General features: G+C 49.5%; 25 protein-coding genes and 1 pseudogene. 18 read left to right on the forward strand and 8 right to left on the reverse strand.

Annotation, left to right across the window (positions count from 1 at the left end):
• Position 1: 1 nt before the first annotated feature.
• The 8 genes from HV302_RS10155 to HV302_RS10190 all read left to right on the forward strand — a co-directional run bounded on the left by HV302_RS10155 (position 2) and on the right by HV302_RS10190 (position 13,049).
• Entirely contained in the window at positions 2 to 1,990 is a 1,989-nt protein-coding gene (locus HV302_RS10155) for a hypothetical protein (protein WP_160387465.1), read from the forward strand.
• Position 1,991: 1 nt separating this feature from the next.
• Entirely contained in the window at positions 1,992 to 2,441 is a 450-nt protein-coding gene (locus HV302_RS10160; RefSeq protein ID WP_001619036.1) for a GNAT family N-acetyltransferase, read from the forward strand.
• A gap of 2 nt (positions 2,442 to 2,443) precedes the next feature.
• A complete protein-coding gene (locus tag HV302_RS10165; RefSeq protein ID WP_181627291.1) occupies positions 2,444 to 2,911 on the forward strand; it encodes a hypothetical protein in 468 nt (155 codons plus the stop codon).
• A gap of 2 nt (positions 2,912 to 2,913) precedes the next feature.
• Entirely contained in the window at positions 2,914 to 5,622 is a 2,709-nt protein-coding gene (locus HV302_RS10170; RefSeq protein ID WP_181627292.1) for a transglycosylase SLT domain-containing protein, read from the forward strand.
• On the forward strand, positions 5,622 to 8,510 hold the full coding sequence (locus HV302_RS10175; protein WP_049122000.1) for a hypothetical protein: 2,889 nt from the start codon (positions 5,622 to 5,624) through the stop codon (positions 8,508 to 8,510). Before HV302_RS10170 ends, HV302_RS10175 begins: the two co-directional genes overlap by 1 nt.
• 64 nt (positions 8,511 to 8,574) lie before the next feature.
• Positions 8,575 to 8,916 carry a hypothetical protein gene (locus HV302_RS10180; RefSeq protein ID WP_001619040.1) on the forward strand — a complete coding sequence of 114 codons (342 nt, stop codon included), beginning with the start codon at positions 8,575 to 8,577 and terminating at the stop codon, positions 8,914 to 8,916.
• Positions 8,913 to 10,523, forward strand: coding sequence for a phage terminase large subunit (gene terL / locus HV302_RS10185; protein ID WP_152933127.1), 1,611 nt, complete (start codon positions 8,913 to 8,915; stop codon positions 10,521 to 10,523). Before HV302_RS10180 ends, terL begins: the two co-directional genes overlap by 4 nt.
• Positions 10,524 to 10,544: 21 nt before the next feature.
• Positions 10,545 to 13,049, forward strand: a complete 2,505-nt coding sequence (locus HV302_RS10190; protein ID WP_181627293.1) for a phage tail fiber domain-containing protein — start codon at positions 10,545 to 10,547, stop codon at positions 13,047 to 13,049.
• 70 nt (positions 13,050 to 13,119) lie between these two features.
• Here the strand turns inward: HV302_RS10190 and HV302_RS10195 are convergent, their stop codons facing one another.
• From HV302_RS10195 to HV302_RS10205, 3 genes are read right to left on the reverse strand one after another with little or no spacing between them, the layout of a single operon-like run.
• The gene (locus HV302_RS10195; RefSeq protein ID WP_175136012.1) at positions 13,120 to 14,604 is read right to left on the reverse strand and encodes a glucosyltransferase domain-containing protein; all 1,485 of its coding nucleotides are present in this window, start codon (positions 14,602 to 14,604) and stop codon (positions 13,120 to 13,122) included.
• Entirely contained in the window at positions 14,601 to 15,518 is a 918-nt protein-coding gene (locus HV302_RS10200) for a glycosyltransferase family 2 protein (protein ID WP_160387620.1), read from the reverse strand. Before HV302_RS10200 ends, HV302_RS10195 begins: the two co-directional genes overlap by 4 nt.
• Complete coding sequence (locus HV302_RS10205; RefSeq protein ID WP_160387618.1) at positions 15,515 to 15,877, reverse strand: GtrA family protein; 363 nt, start codon at positions 15,875 to 15,877, stop codon at positions 15,515 to 15,517. Before HV302_RS10205 ends, HV302_RS10200 begins: the two co-directional genes overlap by 4 nt.
• Positions 15,878 to 16,019: 142 nt before the next feature.
• Between HV302_RS10205 and HV302_RS10210 the strand changes: the two genes are divergently transcribed.
• From HV302_RS10210 to HV302_RS10220, 3 genes are read left to right on the forward strand one after another with little or no spacing between them, the layout of a single operon-like run.
• Positions 16,020 to 16,349 (forward strand): hypothetical protein, encoded by a 330-nt coding sequence (locus HV302_RS10210; protein WP_181627294.1) that lies wholly within the window; start codon positions 16,020 to 16,022, stop codon positions 16,347 to 16,349.
• The gene (locus tag HV302_RS10215) at positions 16,346 to 16,882 is read left to right on the forward strand and encodes a lysozyme (protein WP_181627295.1); all 537 of its coding nucleotides are present in this window, start codon (positions 16,346 to 16,348) and stop codon (positions 16,880 to 16,882) included. Before HV302_RS10210 ends, HV302_RS10215 begins: the two co-directional genes overlap by 4 nt.
• On the forward strand, positions 16,879 to 17,238 hold the full coding sequence (locus HV302_RS10220) for a hypothetical protein (RefSeq protein WP_181627296.1): 360 nt from the start codon (positions 16,879 to 16,881) through the stop codon (positions 17,236 to 17,238). Before HV302_RS10215 ends, HV302_RS10220 begins: the two co-directional genes overlap by 4 nt.
• A 543-nt stretch (positions 17,239 to 17,781) precedes the next feature.
• Here HV302_RS10220 and HV302_RS28560 read toward each other — a convergent pair.
• Entirely contained in the window at positions 17,782 to 17,871 is a 90-nt protein-coding gene (locus HV302_RS28560) for a hypothetical protein (protein ID WP_016153471.1), read from the reverse strand.
• 65 nt (positions 17,872 to 17,936) lie between these two features.
• The gene (gene cspH, locus HV302_RS10225; protein WP_049040548.1) at positions 17,937 to 18,149 is read right to left on the reverse strand and encodes a cold shock-like protein CspH; all 213 of its coding nucleotides are present in this window, start codon (positions 18,147 to 18,149) and stop codon (positions 17,937 to 17,939) included.
• Positions 18,150 to 18,446: 297 nt separating this feature from the next.
• Between cspH and cspA the strand changes: the two genes are divergently transcribed.
• A complete protein-coding gene (gene cspA / locus HV302_RS10230) occupies positions 18,447 to 18,662 on the forward strand; it encodes an RNA chaperone/antiterminator CspA (protein WP_016153470.1) in 216 nt (71 codons plus the stop codon).
• Between the two features lie 394 nt (positions 18,663 to 19,056).
• On the opposite strand, the gene HV302_RS10235 is transcribed toward cspA, so the two are convergent.
• The gene (locus HV302_RS10235) at positions 19,057 to 19,227 is read right to left on the reverse strand and encodes a YnfU family zinc-binding protein (protein ID WP_162835200.1); all 171 of its coding nucleotides are present in this window, start codon (positions 19,225 to 19,227) and stop codon (positions 19,057 to 19,059) included.
• 131 nt (positions 19,228 to 19,358) lie between these two features.
• Here HV302_RS10235 and HV302_RS28255 point away from each other — a divergent pair.
• Positions 19,359 to 19,532, forward strand: a pseudogene (locus tag HV302_RS28255) (IS30 family transposase); the annotation flags it as partial.
• A gap of 24 nt (positions 19,533 to 19,556) precedes the next feature.
• Here HV302_RS28255 and arsH read toward each other — a convergent pair.
• Positions 19,557 to 20,255 (reverse strand): arsenical resistance protein ArsH, encoded by a 699-nt coding sequence (gene arsH / locus HV302_RS10240; protein WP_016153469.1) that lies wholly within the window; start codon positions 20,253 to 20,255, stop codon positions 19,557 to 19,559.
• 86 nt (positions 20,256 to 20,341) lie between these two features.
• On the opposite strand from arsH, the gene HV302_RS10245 reads away from it, so the two are divergent.
• From HV302_RS10245 to HV302_RS10260, 4 genes are all read left to right on the forward strand, one after another.
• On the forward strand, positions 20,342 to 20,662 hold the full coding sequence (locus tag HV302_RS10245; RefSeq protein ID WP_016153468.1) for a transcriptional regulator: 321 nt from the start codon (positions 20,342 to 20,344) through the stop codon (positions 20,660 to 20,662).
• A gap of 44 nt (positions 20,663 to 20,706) precedes the next feature.
• The gene (locus tag HV302_RS10250; protein ID WP_016156830.1) at positions 20,707 to 21,996 is read left to right on the forward strand and encodes an arsenic transporter; all 1,290 of its coding nucleotides are present in this window, start codon (positions 20,707 to 20,709) and stop codon (positions 21,994 to 21,996) included.
• Between the two features lie 12 nt (positions 21,997 to 22,008).
• Positions 22,009 to 22,434: a glutaredoxin-dependent arsenate reductase gene (gene arsC, locus HV302_RS10255; protein WP_016153466.1), complete on the forward strand. Its 426-nt coding sequence runs from the start codon at positions 22,009 to 22,011 to the stop codon at positions 22,432 to 22,434.
• Between the two features lie 281 nt (positions 22,435 to 22,715).
• Positions 22,716 to 23,297 (forward strand): YrbL family protein, encoded by a 582-nt coding sequence (locus HV302_RS10260; protein ID WP_016156828.1) that lies wholly within the window; start codon positions 22,716 to 22,718, stop codon positions 23,295 to 23,297.
• Positions 23,298 to 23,630: 333 nt separating this feature from the next.
• Here HV302_RS10260 and HV302_RS10265 read toward each other — a convergent pair whose 3' ends face one another.
• Positions 23,631 to 23,972: a hypothetical protein gene (locus HV302_RS10265; RefSeq protein ID WP_016156827.1), complete on the reverse strand. Its 342-nt coding sequence runs from the start codon at positions 23,970 to 23,972 to the stop codon at positions 23,631 to 23,633.
• A 396-nt stretch (positions 23,973 to 24,368) separates the two neighbouring features.
• On the opposite strand from HV302_RS10265, the gene HV302_RS10270 reads away from it, so the two are divergent.
• On the forward strand, positions 24,369 to 24,839 hold the full coding sequence (locus HV302_RS10270; RefSeq protein ID WP_181627297.1) for an SRPBCC family protein: 471 nt from the start codon (positions 24,369 to 24,371) through the stop codon (positions 24,837 to 24,839).
• Positions 24,840 to 24,877: the final 38 nt, after the last annotated feature.

Raw genomic sequence — 24,877 nt, forward strand, 5'->3', positions numbered from 1 at the left:
CATGCGCGCGAACCTTATAAAAACCAATTTTACAGCTGGCGAAGTTTCCCCACGCCTGATGGGGCGCGTTGATATTGCCCGCTATGCCAACGGCGCGAAGATTATCGAAAACGCGGTAGTGGTCGTGCAGGGTGGCGTTGTCCGCAGACCTGGCAGCCGATATGCGGCGGCCACGAAATTCGGCAATAAAAAATCCCGCCTTATTCCGTACGTGTTCAACCGTTCTCAGGCCTACATGCTTGAATTCGGCGATGGCTACATGCGCATTTATCAGAACGGTAAGCAGCTGGTTAATGGCGACAATACGCCGTATGAAATCGCCAGCCCATACACCGCCGATATGTTGTCTGCTGTGAATTATGTCCAGGGCGCTGACACCATGTTTCTGGTACATCAGTCTGTTAAGCCTCATCGCCTCCAGCGACGCGGCCAAACCGACTGGGTGCTTGAGCCAGCGCCATTTGTCGTTGAGCCATTCGACGAGGTGCGCGATACACCGCAGAAGTGGTGTAAGCCGTCCGTAAAAGAATTCGTGGGCTCTGAAATTACGCTTACGCTGAGCGACGCTGATCCAGGCACCAACCCAACACCTCCATTTACGGGGGGCGGCTGGGTTGCTCAGGACGTGGGCTCCTACGTTCGCCTTAATGGTGGTCTGGTACTGATTAAAAGCATCACCAGCCCGCAGGTTGCCGTTGGTACTATCCGCAGCGACTTAACCGCCACGCAGGCGGCATCACCGGGTTCATGGACGCGTGAGGACACGGTCTGGACCAATGAATTTGGGTACCCCGGCGCGGTGACGCTATACCAGCAGCGCCTTGTCCTGGCGGGTTCGCCAAAATATCCGCAAACAATCTGGTGGAGCGAAACGGGCGTTTACCTGTCCTTTGAGATTGGTACCGAGGACGATGACGCGATCAGCTTCACGCTGTCTTCTGACCAGCTCAACCCGATTGTGCATCTGGCGCAGATGAATACCCTGATTGCGCTGACCTACGGCGGGGAGTTTACGATCACCTCCGGCAACGATGCGGCCATAACACCGACCAATATTTCGGTGAAAAATCCAAGCCCGTACGGCTGCAACGGGATCCGCCCGGTGCGCGTTGGTACCGAAATCATGTTCGTGCAGCGCGCTGGCCGCAAGCTTTATGCAGTGGCATACGACCCCGACAGCTTTGTTTCCTATTCGGCCAACGATATGACTGTGCTGGCCGAACACATCACCGCTGGTGGGGTGCTGGACATGGCCTATCAGCAACAGCCTGATGCGTTTATCTGGATGGTTCGGGCTGATGGCGCTGCGGTCACGATGGCTATCGACCGTGGTCAGGATGTAATTGCATGGTCACGTCAGGTTACAGATGGCGCGTTTGAGTCGGTGGCGACCATACCATCGGAAGCTGACGATGTGGTTTATGCGATCGTCCGTCGCGAGATAAACGGTCAGACCGTACGTTATGTCGAGGTGTTCGACAGCAAACTCTATACGGATGCTGCAGTAACCGGAACAAGTAGCGCCGGTTCTGCGACATGGTCTGGGCTTGCGCACCTCGAGGGCCAGACGGTTGATGTGGTGGCCGATGGCGCGGTTATGCCGCAGTACACCGTTTCCTCTGGTCAGATCACCCTCTCACGCCCGGCGAAAAGCGTGGAAATTGGCCTGCACTTTGAAAGCACGATCGAAACGCTTACGCCTGAAGTTCAGACCACCGAGGGTACGACACAGAACGCGAGAAAACGCACCAGCGAAGTGACTATGCGTTTCCTCGAAACGACTGGCGCGGAGTGCAACGGCCAGGTTATTCCGTTCCGCCGTTTCGGACCAAAAATCCTCAACCAGCCCGCTCCATTATTCACCGGCGATCACTATTGGGGAAAACTCGGCTGGGAACGCGGAGAAGATACCCTGCTTATCCAGCAGCGCCAGCCGCTGCCATTCCATCTTCTTGCCATTATTTTCACATTCACCAGTAACGGGGGCTGACATGGTACGTAACGCAACGGCCGGGGATATCCCGGCGCTGATCGAGCTGGGAGCAAGGATGTATATCGAGTCCCGTTATTCGCGGAATTCTCCCTTCGATGAAGGAAAGTGCGCAGAGCTCGCCCGCAACCTTATTTCGTCCCCCGCCGGTTGTCTGCTGGTGGTCGAAAAAGACGGTGCTGTAATCGGCTGGCTGGCCGGGGGGATTGCTGAGCAATGGTTCAGCCGCCAGCTGATGGCGTTTGAGTATGGGCTGTTCATTGCTCCTGAGCATCGCGGCGGCACTGCGGGACCGCGTCTCGCTAAAGCGTTTATCACCTGGGCTGAAGAGCACGGCGCTGCGCTCATAAACATGGGGATCACCACGGGCGTGCATGAAGAACGCACCGGCGATTTGTATTCACGTCTCGGCCTGTCGCGTACCGGTCTGCTTTATTCCAAAGAGGTGTAACGATGTGCACTGGCATAGAAATTGCGGCGATCGGCGCATCAGTTCTTGCGGCTGGTGGTGCGGTTTATAGCGGGCAGCAGCAAAAGAAAATGTCCAACTATCAGGCTGCACAGGCGGAAGCTGATGCCGAGGCTGCACAGGCAGCTGCACGGGTGGAAGCCGATCGCATCCGTAAAGCTGGACGAGCACAGGCAGCTGCAGCGCGAGCTTCTCTTGCTGGGTCTGGTGTGGACACGGGGGAAGGTACTGCATTACGTATCCAGTCCGGCATCGTGGGTGATGCGGAGCAGGATGCGTACCAGACCATTTTGAATGGTGCGAACCAGAGCTCACGGCTCAACGCACAGGCGTCTGCCGACCGCATTAGCGGCCGTAATGCTTCAACATCTGACTACATCAGCGCGGGCAGCTCGCTGCTGAGCGCTGGCGGGACAGCGTATAACGGCTGGAAAAAAGCAGGGAGTAAATAACCGTGAGAATTCCAACGGGTAATTTTGGCAACGTTACGCCGCAGGCTAATCCGACCCGGATCGGGGTCAGTAATGTTGGTCAAATAGGTAATGCTGTAGCTGGGCTGGGAGCCGCTCTGGGTCAGACTGTAGAGGATTTGCAGCGCACCCAGGATAAAGCGGACGTGGCGGCAACCCAGGCCATTCTTACCGATCTTGATGCGAAATCCAGTGACCGCTGGGAAAACCCGGAGACCGGCGCGCTGGTAACCCGGCAGGGGTTCAAGTCTTCTGGCGTTGGTCTGGACATGGATAAACAGGACTCTTCCGACTATGAAGAGGCCCGTAAACGCGTGCCGCAGAGCCAGCTGCAGTATTTTGACGCGCAGTGGAAAGCGGGTCAGGTCCGCAGAGCCAGCACTTATAACAGCTTTGAGCGTAGCCAGACAGAACAGGCGCAGCGCCAGCAGCTCGACGCGACAGTTAAATCGTCCGTTGAACAGGAAGCGGGGGCGTTTGACGATCCGCAGGCTGCCGCATTGATTCGCAGCGCCCGGCAGCACTCAATTTCATTGTATGGCCAGGCGCAGGGGTGGTCACAGGAGCAAATAGACCAGGCTGTTTCTGAGGCCAACTTACGCGCTATGGATCAGCGAGCCCAGAACTATGCGGTAACCAATCCTCAGGGCTGGTTAAATGGCGATTTTCCCGTGAAAGACACCGGTGCGCTGGATATGCGTGCCATCGGGATTGTTGAATCCGGCGGTAAGCATTTTAATGCTGACGGCAGCATTATCACTTCGCCCGCTGGCGCGCAGGGTAAATACCAGCTTATGCCGGACACGGGTAAAGAGCTGGCGGCTAAACGCGGCGTGGAATACAACCCTGCCGACGAACAGCAGAATGCGATACTTGCCAGCGACTATGCAAACCAGCTTTACGGTAAATATGGCTCCGAGACTCTGGCAGGAGCCGCTTATAACTGGGGGATGGGTAACGTTGACAAACTGATCGACAAAGTGGGCGACCCGCGCAAGGGTGAAATTTCTGAGTCTGAGTTTATCAGTAAGCTGCCCGCTGAAACTCGCGGATGGCTGGCCCGCTACCGTAAAAACAAAACAGGCCTCGATCCTGTTTCTGTCAACAAAATCGATAACATTGCCGAGTCAAAAATCCGGGAGCAGCGTACGGCGCTGCGCGAGCAAATTGACCCGATTCTGAACAATACGATGGTGCAGCTGTACAACGGGGAAGTGCCTGACGCGATGCCCGATAAAGCATCAATTATGTTTGCGTACGGCGAGCAGGGGGCAAAAGCCGTTAAGCAGCTCGACATCGCGATCAACAATGCCAAAACCTTCCAGGCGATCCAGTACGTGTCACCGGAACAGCAGCAGGCAGAAATCGCAAAGCTAAAACCTCAGGCAAATGACCCAGATTATGCGCTCAAGCTCGATGCGTATGGCAAGCTCGGCGCGCTGGTGCAGAAAAGCAATGAAGCGATACAGGCGCAGCGTGATACCCGTCGTTTTAACGAAGCGCTGTCTATGGGCGAGAAACTTGACCCTACCAACAAATCCATGCAAAAAGCCGCCGACGCCACGCCAACGGCGCAAAACTTCCGTATTAACGACGCCACCACCCATGACGGGATTGTGCAACAGGTGGCCCAGACCGGGATCATCCCTTCGCAGGTAACCACCCAGTTATCGGCGATATCCCGCGCGCGCAGTCCTGAGGCGGTCCGTCAGGGGGCTGAGTTATTTAACCGCCTCTATGACACGGATCCCGCGTCTGTTGGCGACATGCCAAAGGATATGCAGGGATTTTATCTCACCGTTAAACAGCTTACCGATTCTGGCATGGCGTCCGATACCGCTATCGAACAGGCGCAGAATCTGACCTACAACCAGACCGATGCACTCAAAGCGCAACTGGCATCAACCCAGAGCACCAAGGAGTACAAAAAAGACCGCGGCAAAGCGATGGATTCTGCGGTGAGCAGCATGTCGGGCTTCTTTAGCTGGGGAAATCCATCTGCCGACGATCAGACGCCGGAGGCCGCACGTTTCCGCAACGATTACCAGTCGCTGTACGACATCAATTACCGCACTACCGGCGGTAATGCGGATGCGGCCAAAAAAATGACCAACCAGCAGATCGCCCGCACCTGGAGTATCAGCGAGGTTAACGGCGACGCAAAACTTATGAAATACGCGCCGGAGGCACTATATAACTACGGTCCGTCAGGCTGGCAAGCGGCACAGTGGAAAGAAGAAAAAGAAAACCTGATGTACGGCGAGCGCAAGGGCGAGATCACCACCAGCCCAGCGCAGCTTGGGATCACTTCTGGTAGCGCGGTACCTGTCACCAGCAAAACGCCGGAGTCACGTATTGGTGGCGATCTGGAAATTACCCCTGATGTGCTGACGGCCCGTAATGGCGATTACGCCATCATGGTGCGAACAAAAGATAAGGATGGTATCGAAGCGGTACAACCGTTCTACGATTCGTACGGCAGGCCGATGCGCTGGAAGCCGTCACTGGAAGAGTGGGCGCCATACAAAAAAATGCAGGAAGAGCGCGAAGAACATGATCGCAATGAGCTGCAACGCGGTCAGGATATTCGTGGGTTCAAAGATAAACACCGCGCGCTCGATGAACAATATAAACGTCTGCATAACGAGCGTATGGACAGGGTTAAAAATTACTTTTCGTGGAGCACTGAATAATGCCGGTATACGCCACCCCTGAAGAACTCAATAACGGATTCACTCCAGCAGGCAATGTGCTGGCGGCACCAACCGGGTTTGATGTTCCTTTGCCCGAAGGTACCAACCCGGTACCTCAGCAGGATGAGCCATCCGTATGGGGCGCAGCATTTCGCCAGAATAACCTGCTGGGGCAGATGTTCCGCCCGGCTAAGCAGTTCGAGCCGGTAGACGGGTACAATCCGTATGTTGATAAAAACGAGCTGCATGGGTATGAACAATGGGGATCCGCTTTTGCCGACTCCCGCTCACCGGAAGAAACTGCCTGGCTGAAACAGCAGATAGACGACGAAAACGAAGACCGTCGGGTACTTTCCGAGGCGGGCGGAGAGGGCGTTCTCGCCAGTATTGCAGCCGGGGTTGTTGACCCCGTCACCGTCGCTTCGATGTTTATTCCCGGCGCTCAGGGGGGTGCAGTGGCCCGCATTGCATCACAGGCTGCAATCGGTGCAGCTGCAACAGCAGCGAGCGAGGTTGCGCTGAATAACCAGCAGATTACCCGCACGTGGGGGGAAAGCGCTTCCCACGTCGCAGCCGGTGCGTTGATGAGTGGTGTATTTGCGGCGGCTGGCGCCGCGCTGTCTCCTTCTGTTCGCACCGCAGCCACGCGCGAAGTGGCTGATGCGCTCGATAGTATGAGTATTAATAGCGATATCGCACGTGGTGTTGATGCTGCTCAGGATGGTGGAAGTGTCGGTGCGATGCGTATTAATGATGCAAATCTTGACGATCTGACACTGGCCGGTGGTCGAGTGGCTGATGCGGCGATTAAGGCGGGTGGCTACATGACGCCACTAACCCGTGCCATCACATCTCCATCGCGCCGTACCAGAATTACCGCACTGGAGCTTGCTGAGAATAATTTTACGTTGCGGGGTAATGAACGTGGCTACGCCACCCCAGTTGCTACGGAAACAAGGGTTCGCAGCTGGCGCCGTGAGGAGGCGGCTGTTGTCGTTACTAACAAACAGGCATATGCAAAATACAAATCTGGTGGCGGAGACCTTAACTTTACGGCGTTTCGTGAAGAGGTTGGTGACGCGATGAGAAATGGAGATATCCATGCAAATCCGGTTGTGCAAGAAACGGCAAAAGCACTCAGAACTGTTGTAGACCGCGTGAAAGTAGCCCAACAGAAGTTAGGGCTTCTCCCGCCGGATGACGAGCTGAAAGCACTGGGCCAAACCAGTTACTTTCCACGAGTGTATCGAGTCGGGAAAATCGTAAACGAGCGTGATAAATTCCGAGACATTCTTGTTAACTGGTGGGCGCGTGGAGCTCAGGGTATGTCTAAAGAGGATGCAGAGATAGCAGCTGACGCTACTATTAACAAAATAGTTGGTGCGCGGATCCCTCAGGATTTTGTTAACGTATTTACTGTCAAGGTTCCTGGCAGTTCAAAATCACGAACGTTGAATTTGCCCGACAGTATGATGCGTGAATATCTCGAAAGTGATGCAAACTACGTGCTCCAGCGACATATCCGCGAAAGCGCCCCCGATATAGAGCTTACCAGGACGTTTGGTGACAGGACGTTGGAAAAGCAGCTTAAGGATATTCAGGATGAATATGATGATCTGATGCGCGCAAACCCCACAGATCAGGCGAGGTTAGCAAAAGCAAGGGAGAATGATATTCGCGATATTAGGGCTATGCGCGATCGCCTTGTGGGTACATACAAGATGCCGGACGACCCTGGATCTTTCTTTGTACGTGCAGGAAGAGCTTTGCGCAATGTGAATTTTGTGACGAAACTTGGTGGCATGACCGTATCCGCAATTCCCGATCTTGCCCGCGGGGTGATGGTGCAGGGATTCAGTAAAACGATGAAAGGCTATGGGGCCCTTATTAGTCGCTCTCCTGCATTACAAGCCAGTAAAGCCGAAATGGAAAAAATGGCCGTCGGGCTTGAAACTGTTCTTAACACCCGTTCGCGATTAATGGCTGATCTCGTAGATAGCTCTACGCGTACGAACGCTGCGGAGGCAGGACTTGATCGAGTGACTGATGTATTTGGCAAGCTCACACTGATGGGGCAGTTTAACGATGTGAATAAAGCAATCAATGGATTGATAACTTCAGACGGCATTTTATCAGGGGCTTTTACCGGACGCCGACTGGCAAAACTCGGTATCGATGAAAACATGGCTGGGCGGATACGTGGTGAATTCCAGAAGCATGGAGAAGTCGTTGACGGCTGGCACATTGGTAATTTTGATAAATGGGATGATCAGCATGTCGCTGGAGTTTTTCAGTCCGCCGTGCTGAAAGATACAAATAACATCATTATAACACCTGGGGTTGGGGATACTCCGTTATGGGCCAGCAGCACTATCGGACGGTCGATCTTCCAGTTTCGCTCTTTTACCACAGCTTCATACAACCGGGCGACAATCGGAGGTTTATCAGAAGGTACAGCACAATTTTATTACGGTGCTGCTTTTCAGATAGGGCTCGGTGCACTGACATACGCGCTTAAGCAGTCTGCAAACGGCAAAGAGGTTGACTGGTCGCCTCAGAAACTGGCCATTGAAGGTATCGACCGGTCCGGTATTCTCGGCCCGCTGATGGAATATAACAACATGGCAGAAAAAGCCTCCGGCGGTATGGTGGGGCTGGGTGCACTGCTCGGTACCGGCACACAGTCTCGCTATGCCAGCCGTGGCTTTATTGGCTCCGCTCTCGGCCCGACGTTTGGCCTGCTCGATACCATCACAGATGTTACCGCTGGCGTGCTCAACGGCGATGCAGGTGATCGAGTGCTGCATAATGTGCGTACGCTGCTGCCGGGTAATAATCTTTTCTGGATAGCGCCGCTGATAAATCAGGTTGACCCCGGCATGCGGTAATCGGTCGGGATTCCGACCTCAAAAAGCATACACCATAGCCCTGTATTCACTACAGGGCTTTTTTATGCATCAGGATTACAAGACACGCCTTACCGCGCTGAGCGACAAACTTACTGACGTGGTGCTCGAGGAAGCTGATCCGGACAACTGGCCGGGGGCGGGTAAGAAACCCAGCGAACTGACCAAAGACGAGCGCGGCGACCGCTACTGGGATAAGAAGAACGCGGCGGCTTCGCTGACGCTGCTGATTAAGGTGCATTCCCTTATTGGCATGCAGACGCGTGGTGGTACGCCTTCTGACAATCCAGGACAGGATGATGAAGCCTTTGCGCTGGGGCAGCAGGTATCGAAGGCTGAGCGCGAAGCGCTCGCCATTATCGAGCGTCTGCAGAAAGGCAAAAAATGATTTCGTTCCTCGCCTTCTTTTTAATGTGGGCGGAACGGATGAACTGGGACGTTCCGGACTGCCACTATCGCGCCTGCCACTGGCTGGAGCATCGCGGGAATCTAGCTGTGCTCCGCTGCTTTCGTGGGTTCGGTAAATCCACCATTCTTGGCGTCTATAACGCCTGGCGATATTACTGCGATCGCCAGTACCGTATTCTGCATCAGTCTGAATCAGATTCCACAGCGCGTAAAACCAGCCGCGATACGCAGAACGTTTTACGCAACCACCCCCTGACAAAAGGCATGTTGCCCGACGGGATCGGCACGGTCGAGCAATGGTGGGTTAACGGTTCGCTGGATATGCGTAACGCCAGTATGTTCGCAAAAGGTATCCTGTCGAACGTCACCGGCGCACGCGCTAATGAGTGCCAGAACGACGACGTGGAAGTCCCCGGCAACATCCAGACGCCGGAAGCGCGTGAGAAACTGCGATATCGCCTGAGCGAGCAAACTCACATCCTGATCCCCGGCGGGCGAAAGCTCTTTATCGGTACACCGCACACACATGACAGCCTCTACGATGAAATGGAATCGGCAGGTGCTGACTGTCTGACCATTAAACTGTTTGAGAAAGAAAAGCGCATCGAGGCGAAAGACGCCACGCAACTGCGCTATATATTACCCTTCCGCCCTGAGTACGTTTTCGCGGGCATCCATAAAGCGGCCCGCCTGCTGGTCGAGGATGTCGACTACAAGCTGACCGCCGACGGCGTGGAGTTTGCTGCGGCGCCAGAGACGGTTATTGATTTCTATGCCGGATGTGCCTGGCCTGAGCGATTCGATCATGATGAGCTGGAGCTGCGCCGTAAAGAATGTCGCACCGTTAACGAGTGGGACAGCCAGTACCAGTTGCACAGTAAACCCGTTGGCGATGTTCGTCTCGATCCTGACCGCATACGCGAGTACAACATCCATCCTGAAATTCGCTACGCCAACCGTACCGCCTCGATGTGGCTCGGCAGCACGCAAATTGTTGGTGCTGTGGCGTGGTGGGACGTGGCAACCGGTAAAGTGAAAGCGGACGCCTCAGCGTTATCCCTGATACTGACTGACGCGCGCGGACATCTGTACTGGCATGTTTGCAAGGAGCTGACTGGTGAACTGGCAGAGTTTGACGATAACGACAAGATTACTGGCGGGCAGGTCGCCCAGATTAAAGAGCTGGTTATCCGATACCAGATCCCCGTTGTTTGTGTCGAGGTAAACGGCCCCGGCGGCTTTGCGGGAAAACTGCTGCGGCAGGCGTTAAAAGGTACCGGGTGCGGCGTGCGGGAAGAATTCAGCGTGACAAACAAGCAGAAGCGTATCCTTGATGCGTTCGAAGCTCCTTTGTCTTCCCGTTTCCTGTGGGCGCACACTGACGTGCTTGATGGCCCGATGTACGACCAGATGCGGGACTTTAACCCGGCACTGACCAACCAGCCGGACGATTTCATTGATTCTGGTGCGGGTGCTATTAGTGCAACGCCGGTTCGTATCGGCAAAGTGGTCGGGATTCCGACCGGACAATCGCGGGAACATTGGCAGTTAAGTGACGGAGACCATGAGGTCGAAGTCGATTATTAACCCTGCCAGAGGTTACACGCCATGTCGGTACCGAATCAGACCCCCTATATTATTTATAACGCCAACGGTCTGACGACCGTTTTTCCCTTTGAGTTCTACATCATCAGCGCCAGCGATATTCAGGTGAGTCTTAATGGTACGCCTGTTACTACTGGATTTACTGTGTCGGGAGTGGGTAACGTTAGCGGTGGTGATCTTACGTTTTTAACCCCACCTGCTAACGGCACGGTTGTTATGCTGGAACGTGTTGTTCCTACCTATCGCCTGACTGATTACCAGGACAATGGCGATCTGCTGGCAGATACCGTCAATAAAGATTTTGACCGCCTCTGGATGGCTATCCAGCGTTCTTTTATTTATCTCGGACTGGCGTTACGTCGCCCGTTGCTTGGAGGACCGTTTAACGCAGAAGGGTACCGTATAGAAAAACTGGCTGACCCTGTAGATAAACAGGATGCAGCCACGAAAAATTATGTAGATCAAGTTGGTGCCAACAATCTTAATCGGACATTGCGCGTACCTGAAAACTACGTGGCACCGCTTGCACCAGCTGAGCAGCGTGCAAACAGATTACAGGCTTACAATGCTGAGGGTGCTCCGATATTCGTTCGTCCGGAGAGTGGTAGCGCTGCTGATGTGTTGGTAGATCTCGCGAGTACCGATAGCGGCAAGGGCGATGCTCTTATCGGGGTAAAACAGCCATATTCTGGATCTGTGGGGCGTACACAGCATGATAAAAACGCCGACACACTGAGCGTAAAAGATTTCGGAATCAGGGGGGATGGTACAGACGAGAGCGCGGCTTGGGCTTCTATGATATCCAACCTCCCATCCGGGTGTGCCACTTTGCATGTTCCGCAGGGGAATTATGTTTGCAATACACCAATAGCCTTAGTATGGGCGAAACTCCCAACACTGGTTGTGGACTCCGAGGCAATATTATCACCAGCAGCATCCTTCTCGGCATTCCTTAATGTCCAGTATCGTAAACGGGATGAGACCAAATTTGGAGCTGGCATTGTTTCGGCCGGTACTACTGCAAATTCAGGGGGGTTCAAAGTTGGCGGGGGTGCTCTCATGGATTCCGGCGATGGCATGTTCCTATCATCAGATGGACATGCTAACTGGATGCGTATCCAAACCAGTAAAAACTATAATCCATCAGAAGTTGTAATTTATGGTTCCGCCGCTCAAGGGCAGTTAGTTCATCAATCGCAAAACGTACTTGTGCGTGAAAGCGGAACAGAATTTGATACCAAAAACTGGGCTATTGGGGATGCTATTTATGCATTCGAAAGGGCGCTAGTGATTACTGCGATCGCTTCAAAAGACCAGGTATCTGTTACTGAAATCGGCGGTAGAAATCTTACTGCGGCAGTGGGTACTCACTCAAAATTCCATTATGTGTACACCACTGGTGGTGGCATATGTGACGTGATTAACGGCGTTTGCACCAGAACGTCAGGGGACCCGTTTTTTTTCTTCGGTTACGGTAATGGAACTTATAAATTCTGGCTGAATGGTACGCTACGCACTGTTGTCAGCATTTCAAATAATGGCAACACTTGTAATTTACAGGACACGACTATAAATGCTACAGGCGCAATATATAAAATGCGTGACGATATTGGGGCGCAGCTAAGTACGATCCGTGTGCAGAAGACTACGGGGGCTGACGAAGAAAATCTCACTATATCTGCAAAAGCGACTGGTGAATACGAGATTAGAGCCGGTATAGCTGGCAACGGATACTATTACCCCATACGGTTCTACAATGGTGATGATGGGGCCTATAAGCCACATAAAGTTATGGAGATAACACCAGGTGGGCTTGTTGGGGTAATGAATACGGGAGGATCCCCAAGGGCGTTATTTTCTGTAGACAATAAAACAAATACTCCCCTGTCAGATTCAACGTTGAAAACATCAGTAATATTTAGGTCTTCATATAATGACGGTGGTAGGGAATTATGGATTGGCTCACATAGTAACAGTGGTAACAATGGAGGGTTCATTCAGGGTAGCGATGCATCAGGTAATAACTATCAGGTTACACTGAACCCCAGGGGGGGTGACGTTGGTGTAAATACAACTAATCCTCTATTCCCGCTGGATGTTAATGGTGCTATCGGACCGCATGTAGATAACACCTATACACTAGGTAACGCAACCAAGCGATGGGCTAGTGTATATTCAGCAGGTGGTGTGGTTACTACCTCTGATGCACGCCAGAAAACTGAGATTGAACCATTCACTGATGCCGAGATTGCAGCATCCCAAGAGCTTGCATTAGGCGCAGGTACTTTCCGATGGCTCAAGGACTGCCGAGACTTTGGCGAGCAGGCGGGGGTTAACATTGGGTATACCGTACAACATGTCATGAAGGTAATGGATAGACACGGGCTTGATTACAGAAAGTATAAAATGATTGAGCATGATCTAGAGGCCGACACATACGGATTAAACTACGATCAGATTATCGTTTTTATCATGGCTGGTGTTGTTGCTAGATTATCATCAGGCTAAATTTCTGTTCATAATAAAAAGTTTGGTTGATTTTGTAAGGCAAGAGGTAGAAACCACCTCTTGCCATTTATTAATCTCCTAGCTTAATGAAATAAATTCCATTCATAACTGTTATTGAGTTCGCGTCAGGCCATGACGGAATGAGTTTTAATTCTTCTTTTTCATCGTTACTTGCAATGTGTAAATTTAAAGAAAACCCACTTATCATTGCTGCATATTTTGTAATTCTACGAGGATCTCCTCCTGAAAAACTAAACATTGACTCACCAAAGGTGTCAGAATTATTTTTTTTCCAAGGGTTGTATGTGGGATACGCACCGATGAAACTTACGACATCCGTTGACGGATTAAAGTTACCATACTTACTTTGTAGTTGGGACAATATCCTGTTAGTTATGTTGGAATCTATCTCTCTTGCCATTGAATCAGAGTAAAAGAGCATATTTACTGTTGATGCACTATAGTAAACTACAATTGTGCAAATTAGGGTTGACAGTGTGCTTTTTACTTTGCTGCATGTTTTTAATTTTTCTATAGCGAAAGCAAATAGAAAAGCGAATGTTACAGATAACCCAAGCAAAACTCTGGGGCCCTGTATGCCCCCGAGTCCGATAACCACAAAGAAGGGGCTGATTGCTAATGTTAATATTGATATTAATTTTATAATATTTTTATCATGATTGATTACCTGACTATAGGAAAGAAAAACAACGGGAGCCACCATGAACGGAATAATGCTAGCCCCAAAATAATAATCACCTGTGAGTGTTGATATCACAACCTCACTCACCCTTTGAAGCGTTTCGTATACAGGTTCTTTTAGCCAGTGAAAGGTGCCTTTAAGATATGCGGGTGTGGTTACGTTGAATATAGCATGACTTAAAAAAACCATTATATAATAAATGGATGTAGCAAGTATTATTGCAAGCGAAAATATTGAAAAACATTTAATGATTCTCTTTTTGCATTCTTCATTACATTTTGCAATAAATTGCATTAAAAATACAATGACAGGGAAAGAGATTAGTGATTGATATATTCCTAGTGAAAAGGCAAGCACTAAAACCCCAATGAATAGAAGTTTTATATTTATTTTGTCTTTTCCAAAGATTGAAGAATAAAGTATCAGACCTGATATACATGCGAGAAGTTGACCTAATGCAACGGTATCGGACTGCTGAGCAAACTCAGCTTGATAAGCAAATTGCGGAAATGATACAAAAATAATAGCAAACATTATCCTTGTACTAAGGAGCTTAAACGTGTTTACAGCTAATAAGAACGCAGTTATAACATTAAGCGCTAACATTACGAGAGTTGTAAATCCCGGCGTGTAGGCGTTTACCCTAAATATATAGTCGATTATTGCTGAACCCCACCGCCCTAGAGAAATCCACCATAAAATACCTTCATTAGGCCATGAAAAAAAAGCGTACTCTGTGTCTATTGATATAGAAAAGTTGGTTAGGTTTTGAAAATAAACGAGTAAAGACGTTATAAATGCTATAACCATTATCTTAATGCTATTGTCGTTGATTTCTTTTTTTAAATTCATTTTTTACCCTTTAAAAAATATTTTGGTCGTTTTTTTGTTTCTATATATATACGTCCGACATATTCACCAAGAATACCTATTCCAATAAGTTGGATGCCTCCAAGGAAAAGAATCGATACCAGAATTGACGGATAACCTCTAACGGGGTTACCAAATGCTAACGTATCAATAATCATCCACGAGCCATACGTGAACGCTGTACCGGCGACGAACAAACCTATATATGTCCATATTTTGAGAGGAAAAGTTGAAAAGCTGGTAATACCTTCAAGTGCTAGGTTCCATAATTTCCAGCCATTGAACTTTGAATCTCCCGCAACACGTTCAGCACGGACATATTCAACGACGTCTGTCTTGCCACCAACCCAACTCAACACGCCTTTCATGAACAGGTTTCGTTCTGGCATTCTCTTTATGTTTTCGACAACATCGCGGCTCATCAGCCGAAAATCACCAACATTTTCCTCAATCTTTGGATTGCTGATTTTGTTATGTAGTTTGTAGAACCACTCCGCTGTTTTCCGCTTTAATAGACCATCAGTAGAACGTTCTGATCGCTTAGCAAGAACCATGTCAGATCCTGACTGCCATTTCTCTATCAGGTGCGGGATAACCTCGATTGGGTCCTGAAGATCAACATCTATAGGTATTACTGCATTGCCAGTTGCATGTTCAAGTCCAGCAAACAAAGCTGGCTCTTTACCAAAATTCCTTGTGAATGACAGTGAAACTACAAGAGGGTCTGACATCGCAAGCGCGTTGATAATTGATTCTGTTGCGTCTTTACTGCCATCATTGATGAAAACTATTTCAACTTCATACTGCTTTAACTTGTCGAATTCCCGCACCGTTTTGTAGAAGATTGGTATTGCGGCCTCCTCATTGAAGACCGGAACGACCAGCGAAATTTTCATTTTGAATTCCTAAAGACAATGAATTTTGAATAAATAAAACCGCATACCAGACTGATAGCGGAAAACGTGATCAGGGTAACCGCTGGTGGCAGAGTGCACTTATCGGCAACCCGCCCAACAGCGGCGCTGAGCGTTCCCATTAGTCCAACATACAGCATGTAGCGCATGGTAGTTGTTGATGCTTTAAACGTAAATCTGGCGTTAGCAAAAAAGCTGAATGAGACGGAAATTACAAACCCTGCAAAGTTGGCCTGTGCTTGATTCGTGTGCAGCCCATAAATGCAAACTCCAAACACGACCCAGTGAATGAGCGTGTTCAGAACGCCAATCGATGTGTACTTAGCGAATAACTTTAACATTAGAAAAATCAGTCAATTCTGAGTAGGCGGTAGTTTAGCATCATTCAGGATATTGATCGACCTGTGCAACAAAGTCAGGATTCCGACCACATCACCACCTTACCCTCAGAGCACTTAATAGTGTTCCCTACGGGGGTAAGGTATGAGGATGAACCCGCAAAACAACTGGCTTTCATGGATAGGTAACGGGCTAACTACCGTTGCCGCTTATCTTGGCATTACCACTCTTGATTTAACCTATCTTGTCCTGGCCGTTCTCGGTTTTCTTCTCTCCTTTTTTGGCTGGCTTGATCGCCGATCGAAAATCAAAGCTGACCGCCATGCTTCGGCAGAGCGTCTTGCGTTAGACCGGCAGCGTACACGGGCAGTGATCGAATTTCTTAGCCGCTCGGATACTCATAACATCGACCAGAGCGATGAAGTCGTTGCGAAGGTTCAGCGTGTAATGGCAGAGACGGAGAACAAGTCGTGAATAACAGAGCGAAACTAAGTGCTGCTGTTCTGGGGCTGGTACTCGCTGGCGCACCAGCAACTATCATTCTCGACCAGTTCCTGAATGAGAAAGAGGGAAACAGTCTAACCGCGTACAAGGACGGCTCTGGCATTTGGACGATTTGCCGTGGCGCCACAACGGTGGATGGTAAATCGGTGGTGCGGGGCATGAAGCTTACACAGGCGAAATGTGATCAGGTAAACGCCATTGAACGCAATAAGGCGCTGGCTTGGGTTGACCGCAATATTAAGGTGCCGCTGACCGAACCGCAGAAAGCCGGTATTGCTTCGTTCTGCCCGTACAACATCGGCCCGGGTAAATGTTTCCCCTCGACGTTCTACAAGCGTATTAATGCTGGTGACCGGAAAGGGGCATGTGAAGCTATCCGCTGGTGGATTAAAGACGGTGGTCGTGATTGCCGTCTGACCAAAGGCCAGAAGAATGGTTGCTATGGTCAGGTTGAGCGCCGTGATCAGGAGAGCGCGTTAGCGTGCTGGGGGATAGACCAGTGACCATTAAATCGAAGCTGTTATCGCTGGCCGCTCTGCTGGCGCTCTTGGCTGGTACGTATTATGCCGGTTACCTGAAAGGTTGGTATGCGCACAGCGACAAGGTAAACAGCGAGCATACAGCGAAGGACAAAAAGGTGGAGAAAGCCGTCGCTACCGGCGAGCAAAAAGCAGCAGCGGCCAGCGCAGAAGGAAAAGTGATTTACCGGACCATCTACCGAGACGTGGTGAAATATGTTAACGACCCGAATCATGTTAATTGCGATTTTGACGATCACGCTGTGCAGTTGCGGCAGCGAGCAATCGACGCGGCCAACAATATCCCCGGATTTGATGAACCCGCCATGCAAGGCAAGTGACGCCGGGCGGGATAGCGACGAAGACCTACAGGCGGATAACCAGACGACGGAATGCGTGCGGGAACTACGGACTAATATCTATCGCTGGCAGACGTGGTACAGGGCTACAGAATAACGCATTTTTATTCACTAATTATTCCGAAGATAGGTTCCATAGAGTTTGTAAGTGCATGTATTTAATGTGATGAAATTCATGTCTATGTTCGGAATATTTTTATAATCCTTTGATTATATTGATTTTAACAACCAATTTAAAATCCCTCGGCGTTCGCGCTGTGTGGGTTCAAGTCCCACTCCGGGTACCATGGGAAAGAAAAGAATAATCAAAGCAATAAGCAGTGTCGTGAAACCACCTACGGGTGGTTTTTTTGTGCCTGAAATTTCTCGCTTCTCGCTCAGCGAACCTTCAAGCTCAGAAATCCCCTGGCTTTCATCCTTTGTGCATCACAGGCATTTGGGGTGTAACGCAAACATATCACCCTGACGGGCTCAACACAGGTACGCCAACGCTATTGCATCTCTTACCGGTCTTGAACTAACAGGTTAGATGAAAACAAGCAGAGTTACTATCAGCGTGCAGCATGAGCTCTTAAGGCCCGTCAGCCAGTCGTTGAGATAGATTTTCTGATACATATGAAACTCTCCCTGTTTTGAAATTCTCTTTTATGATTCCAGAAGTCAGGAGGGGCGGCTACAGGTCATGAGAGATAAACGTTCGCAGCCGAGGGGCCTCGAAGACCATTTATTCGACAAAACTCAACGCGTAATCCGGGGATGAGTACTTCTGAGTCACGGAGACTTAAGGCTGAAATGTGAAGCTGTACATCTTTGCGACCATCGGAGGGGGAGATAAGGCCTTTACCGCTCTTGCAGTCAAAGGCTTTAACAATTCCTGTCATTTTACGAGACAAAAAAATTCCTTAAAGCTAATAACGTGTTGCACTATACACATACCCCTGGATAATGCCAGAAATATTTTTCAGCAATCGTGAGATCTGGATAGCTAAAATAAACATTGATTATTATATACGCCCGTGCGTTAATGGTCGCGTCGGTTTGAAGAACAGACAAAATACAAAGTAGTTTACTAAAGCAGTTCTCATTTCAGGTGTTTTATATTTATCCCTTCTTTGAGTCTCCCCACTAAGCACTAAGTAGTTTCTGTAATAAAACCATGTTCGCCGGAAGGCCAAATTAAGGAATACAAAATGTCAAAAAAGATGAATGGTTTAGTAAAATGGTTTAATGCCGATAAGGGATTCGGTTTTATTTCTCCTGTTGATGGTAGTAAAGATTTATTTGTACATTTTTCTGCTATCCAGAGCGATAATTTCCGCACCTTGTTTGAAGGGCAAAAAGTCTCTTACTCCATTGAGAATGGTACTAAAGGTCCGGTTGCTGGCAATGTAGTTATTACAGAGTAAATCCTTTTTTTGTCTGTATGCGATAACGAAGAAGGCTAAAGCCTGAGTAGACATACTGACAGAAGCAATGGATGTATTGTTGGGTCAGTAGAGATGAAATGTTACTGATCCGGCATTCAGGGCAACGGTCAGCATATTTCATCTCTCTTTTGCATGAGAAAGTATGCTGACCATTGTGAGTACGTGTAGGTTCGCTGCACAAAAAGTCTAACCGCTTGCCTTGCACGACAACGTACGCAAGGAGATAGCTTTTCCCAGATATCACCATAATTTTTATTTTTTAAATATGAAAATACTAAACCCGCAGCCAGCGGGTTTTCTATTATCTGTAGCTTGATAAATCTTAAAATACAGATGTGGTGATTCTGTTCCAGAAATAGAGTCTAAAACGGATTCAGGCTGCTTCTTTTTGGTTTGTCTGGAATACTTTATTGCAATGAGGACAGATTAAAAGAGAACCTTTTTGTACTCTTGAAAAACTGTGTTCAGATTGTTGGGTACAGTTTGGGCAGGTGCATTTGACAAGATAGTTACGGCGTGATTTAGAGTCTTTACGTTCTGACATAGGCTTTTCCTTGAGTGGATGAACTTCAACCATACCCTAATTTGTCCAAAAAATCTTAACTTTATGATGTTTTGGATATGTAAATATAAAGAAAAGGTATCGCAAAGAGCCTGATGATAAGGGCGGCTTCCCAAATTTATTTCTGTAATCCTCAATCTCCCTGGCTGCGTGGTTCATATGAAAATATGAACAGATTGCTCAGACAGTATTTTCAAAAAGGAGCTGGCTTATCGGTTCGCAGCCAGCAAAGAATTAACATTGTTGCATCCAGCATTGAACGCACAGCAAAAAGCGGACGTTTTTGAGTTTGAGCTCAGAAAGAAAGGCCGTTATATTTTCGCCTGATTGACGCGGGATGAAAGCTCCTGATGGCTCTCTTTTCGTTCGCTGTAGCGATCGGCAAGGTAATCGGTTTGCCCCTTGAGCAGCAGCGTGATTTTAAACAACTCCTCGGCGACATCGACGATACGATCATACCAGGACGAAGGTTTCATTCGCCCGTTCTCATCGAATTCTTGCCAGGCTTTGGCTACTGAGGACTGGTTAGGGATCGTGAACATCCTCATCCAGCGCCCAAGGATACGCATCTGGTTCACGGCGTTAAACGACTGCGACCCGCCGCAGACCTGCATCACCGCTAGTGTTTTTCCCTGTGAAGGGCGAACGGCCCCTTCGCTTAAGGGGATCCAGTCGATCTGTGCCTTCATCACCGCACTCATTGCCCCATGCCGCTCTGGGGAACTCCACACCATCCCATCACACCATCTGACCAGCTCGCGCAGCTCGGTGACTTTTGGGTGCGTATCTGGGGCATCATCCGGCAGGGGTAAACCTGAGGGATTAAACAGTCTTACTTCCGCTCCCATCGCCGTCAGCAGGCGTCCTGCTTCTTCTGCGGCAAAACGACTGTAAGAACGCTCTCTTACCGAGCCATACAGGATCAGTATGCGTGGCGGCTCCTGGAGCTGCAGGCGTTCAGCAATCTGCTGATCGAAGCAATCAGCATTCAGTGCAGGAAAGTGTTCCATTTTTTACTCCTCCGGGAGGTTCTGTGATTTCAAATTCAACACATATGATTTATCATATATGTATTCTAAAGGGAACGGAGTAAAAAATGCTACAGCCTGTTCAGCTTTTTAAAATCCTGTCGGATGAAACCCGTCTCGCGATTGTTATGCTTCTCCGGGAATCCGGCGAACTGTGCGTATGCGATATATGCGCGGCGACCTCTGAATCACAGCCTAAAATTTCTCGCCACATGGCTATTCTGCGTGAAGCAGAGCTGGTGCTTGACCGCCGGGAAGGCAAATGGATTCACTACCGTCTGTCTCCCCACATGCCAGCGTGGGCCGCTGAGACGATCACGACGTCCTGGCAGTGTCTGAGGAAAGATGTGGGTGAATGGCTGAAAAAATCAGCCTGCACATCCTGTTGAGAGAATTTTTCACATACACATAATCATATATAAAGGAATCTAAAATGCTTTTGGCAGGGAGTATTTTTATACTGACGCTGGTCCTGGTCATCTGGCAGCCCAGAGGTCTCAGCATTGGCTGGAGCGCAAGTATCGGAGCCTTACTGGCACTGGGGACGGGGGTCATCCACATTGATGATATTCCCGTAGTCTGGAATATCGTCTGGAACGCAACAGCGGCATTCATCGCGGTGATTATAATCAGCCTGCTGCTCGATGAGTCCGGTTTCTTTGAATGGGCCGCGCTGCATGTCTCCCGCTGGGGTAACGGGCGTGGTCGCCTGCTGTTTACCTGGATAATACTGCTTGGCGCTGCTGTTGCTGCGCTGTTTGCTAACGACGGTGCAGCACTGATACTGACGCCGATTGTGATTGCGATGCTACTCGCCCTGGGGTTCAGCCAGGCGACGACGCTGGCCTTTGTCATGGCTGCAGGATTTATCGCAGATACTGCCAGCCTGCCGCTGATTGTCTCTAACCTGGTCAATATTGTCTCGGCGGATTTCTTCGGCCTGGGCTTTACACAGTATGCCTCCGTGATGGTTCCTGTGAACCTGGCGGCCATTGCTGCCACGCTGGTCATGCTCCATCTCTTCTTCCGCCGCGACATCCCGGCCAGTTATGACGTTTCACTGCTCAAGATGCCTGCCAGTGCGATTAAAGATCCGGCGACGTTCAGGGCGGGCTGGATTGTTCTGCTGTTCCTGCTGGTCGGTTTCTTTGTTCTGGAGCCGCTGGGGATCCCAGTAAGCGCGATAGCAGCAGTTGGGGCTGCGGTGCTGTTCGTGGTAGCCAAGCGTGGCCACGCCATTAATACCGGGAAAGTGCTGCGCGGGGCGCCCTGGCAGATCGTGATTTTCTCGCTGGGTATGTATATGGTCGTCTACGGCCTGCGTAATGCAGGACTCACTGAGTATCTTTCTGCCGTACTCAATATGCTGGCAGACAAAGGTTTATGGGCTGCCACGTTCGGTACCGGCTTCCTGACTGCCTTCCTGTCGTCTGTGATGAACAATATGCCGACGGTGCTGATTGGTGCATTGTCCATTGACGGGAGTGCTGCGACCGGCGTCGTCAAAGAGGCGATGATTTATGCCAATGTGATTGGCTGCGATTTAGGGCCTAAAATCACCCCGATAGGCAGTCTGGCAACTCTGCTGTGGCTTCATGTGTTGGCACAGAAAAATATGACCATCACCTGGGGATATTACTTCCGCACCGGCATTATCATGACTCTGCCCGTGCTATTCGTCACTCTGGCCGCGCTGGCGTGGCGGCTCTCTGTCACTTTGTAATGAGATATTGATATGAGCAACATTACCATCTATCACAACCCGGCCTGTGGCACCTCACGTAACACGCTGGAGATGATCCGTAACAGCGGTAACGAACCAACTATTATTTATTATCTCGATACGCCCCCGACTCGTGATGAACTGACCAAACTGATTTCAGATATGGGCATTTCAGTACGCGCATTGCTGCGGAAGAACGTTGAACCTTATGAGCAGCTTGGTCTTGATGAAGATAAGTTTTCTGATGAGCAGTTGATCGATTTTATGATTCAGCATCCGATCCTGATTAATCGGCCGATTGTAGTGACGCCGCTTGGCACGCGTCTTTGTCGTCCCTCAGAAATTGTGCTGGATATTTTACCTGAAGCTCAGAAAGGCTCTTTTACCAAAGAGGATGGCGAAAAGGTCATTGACGAAACGGGGAAACGGGTTAAGTAATCTTTCCGCTTAATATTATCGGGTGCCTGTTGACTTCATACCGGTGCCTGCTCTTTGCTGATAACCCTCGTTCACGACTGGAGAAGCGTATTTGCGGGGGATCAAAACAGGTTCATTAGCCTGCCCACTTGCCTGAAGAGACATTTGTCTCACTCCGAATGCATTTCGTTTATCAATTATTGAAATAAATATATACATAATAGTTTTTGATTAGCAGAACTTACCGATGCAGGTCAGTTGAGGCAATTTCATTTCCCTTAGGGTAAGAGTCAAAAACTATCATGAAACAAGAGCTTGTATTGACAGATGAAGACTTACTTGCACGAGGTAACGATCGTTACGTCTTTCAGCATCCACAGGATAGTAACCTGCTGATCAAAATCGTTATTTCAGATATTGCGAACTATAAAAGCAAGTTACGGGAAGTCTTCCGGGACCTCAAAGAATGCAAGCCTGGTCATCAAACAGACTCTCTTTATATGCAAAAGATCGAAGGCCTTGTTGAAACAAATAAAGGTCTAGGGCAGATCACTGTGAAGGAGTGCGATGAGCATGGCAACCTTGCTCAAACTCTTTATCAGCTTGCTCTCAAAAAAGAACTCGATGACAGCAAATTGCAGAAGCTGAATGCTTTTTTAGCATGGTTTGTCAGCACCAAAGTCATTATTAACTCCTTGCATTGTAAAAACATTGTTTATGCCTGGGATAGCGAGCGTCAGGATTATCGCTTCAAAGTCATTGACGGGTTTGGTGACAAAACGTTTTTTCAACTCAGTAAGCTTTCGCAATCAGTTCGCGATAAGAATAAAATCAAATGTCTCAAGCGGATGCTTAACGATTTGAACGGTCTGCAACAAGCTTAACCACGCAGGTTAAAAATAATCGAATCACCAGTTTTCTGTTGCCGGACTTCCGACCCCGCATACCTGATTAACAAAGGTGTTTACGCAGAAGTAAGTTACATATTAACTTCTTGAAAAATATTCTGAACTGCTCGGCGTTCGTGCTGTGTGGGGGCAAATCCCACACCGGAACCATGGGAAAGAATAGAAGAATCAAAGCAATAAGCAGTGTCGCGAAACCACCTACGGGTGGTTTTTTTGTGCCGGCTTTTGACGAACCATAGGTATTTTGCGTCAAGTAAGCCTGCCAGATACGTTAAGCCGCCCGCTACACACTCCCCATTGCCAATCAATCTATCGACGAATCGGTGCATTAAACATAAACCTTCCCCGGGCTGGGTTGTTGATAAAGCCATCCCGGGCGGGGTTATAGTTGTGGTCCTGAAAACCATTCATCATGATGGGATCGCCTATGCCATCCTGAATCGCCAAATGTCTGTGGATTCGGTTACGTGTCCTGAATGTGAAAGCGAAATCATCCGTCCCGCCAATGATGATGACGCCATTTCCTGCAAGAAGTGCCGCGCTTAACTCTTGCTCTCTTGCGGCCTGGTTTTGTAACGCGCTGGCTGCGGCAGACGATGACGCCAGCAGCAATACGAGGACGGCGCATGAAAATACCGGTGGCAGTTTCATGATTAATACCCATTAAAAGTATGGCTATTAAAGTATAGTCTTATGTCGTCATCTCATCTGAATAGAAAATGAACAGTTTAAGCCTGTTGCCTGTACGGAGTCTGAGGGGGTGGGAGAGGAGTGCCGCGCAATTAAGAACTATAATAAAAACAGTCGACAGATGATGACTCCAGTTTACAGATAGTACCGATACAGGGGGCGGTTATGCGCGTCTCATTTTCTCCGCGAGTTGCGTTCACCGCTACGACATCTGGCTGGATAATTATCACGGACTCCCTGCCAAAGTGATCAGCTATGCGCCAGATGGGCAGCGATTAGAAACTGTTCTGCTGGATGCTATGGTTATCAACACCCGTTTCCCCGTCAATTTTTTCACGCCTTGAGGGAGCCTGCACTATGGCTGACTATCAGTTTTCCACAATCTGGCGGGTTGAGGCTTCAGTTCAGGAGGTATGGGATGTTTTTTCCCATCCGGATAGGTGGCCTGAATGGTGGGGAAGTCTGGAGCGCATCGTTGAGATAAGGAAAGGGGATTTACGGGGTATTGGGGCGTTGCATCGTTATACCTGGAAAGGGGCGCTTCCTTATCGCTTAACCTTTGATATCAATGTGTTGAAAATACGGCCTTGCACACTGCTTGAAGGACAAGCCAGCGGCGCGGTGGAAGGGCGAGGGGTATGGTCTTTTACTGCCAATGGTACAGCGACTATTGTCAGATATGACTGGAATGTGCGTACCACGATCCGCTGGATGAATTATCTTGCCCCGCTGGCAGCACCTGTATTTCGCTGGAATCACAATACGGTCATGCGCGAGGGGGAAAGAGGGTTAGCCCGCAAACTGGCAACGACTGTGTATATAGTCTGAACGTATCTCCGCTACTGTACTTTTTTGGCTGTAAATGG

This window comes from Citrobacter sp. RHBSTW-00859 (assembly GCF_013729795.1).
In the GTDB taxonomy this organism is placed as follows: Bacteria; Pseudomonadota; Gammaproteobacteria; order Enterobacterales; family Enterobacteriaceae; genus Citrobacter; species Citrobacter braakii.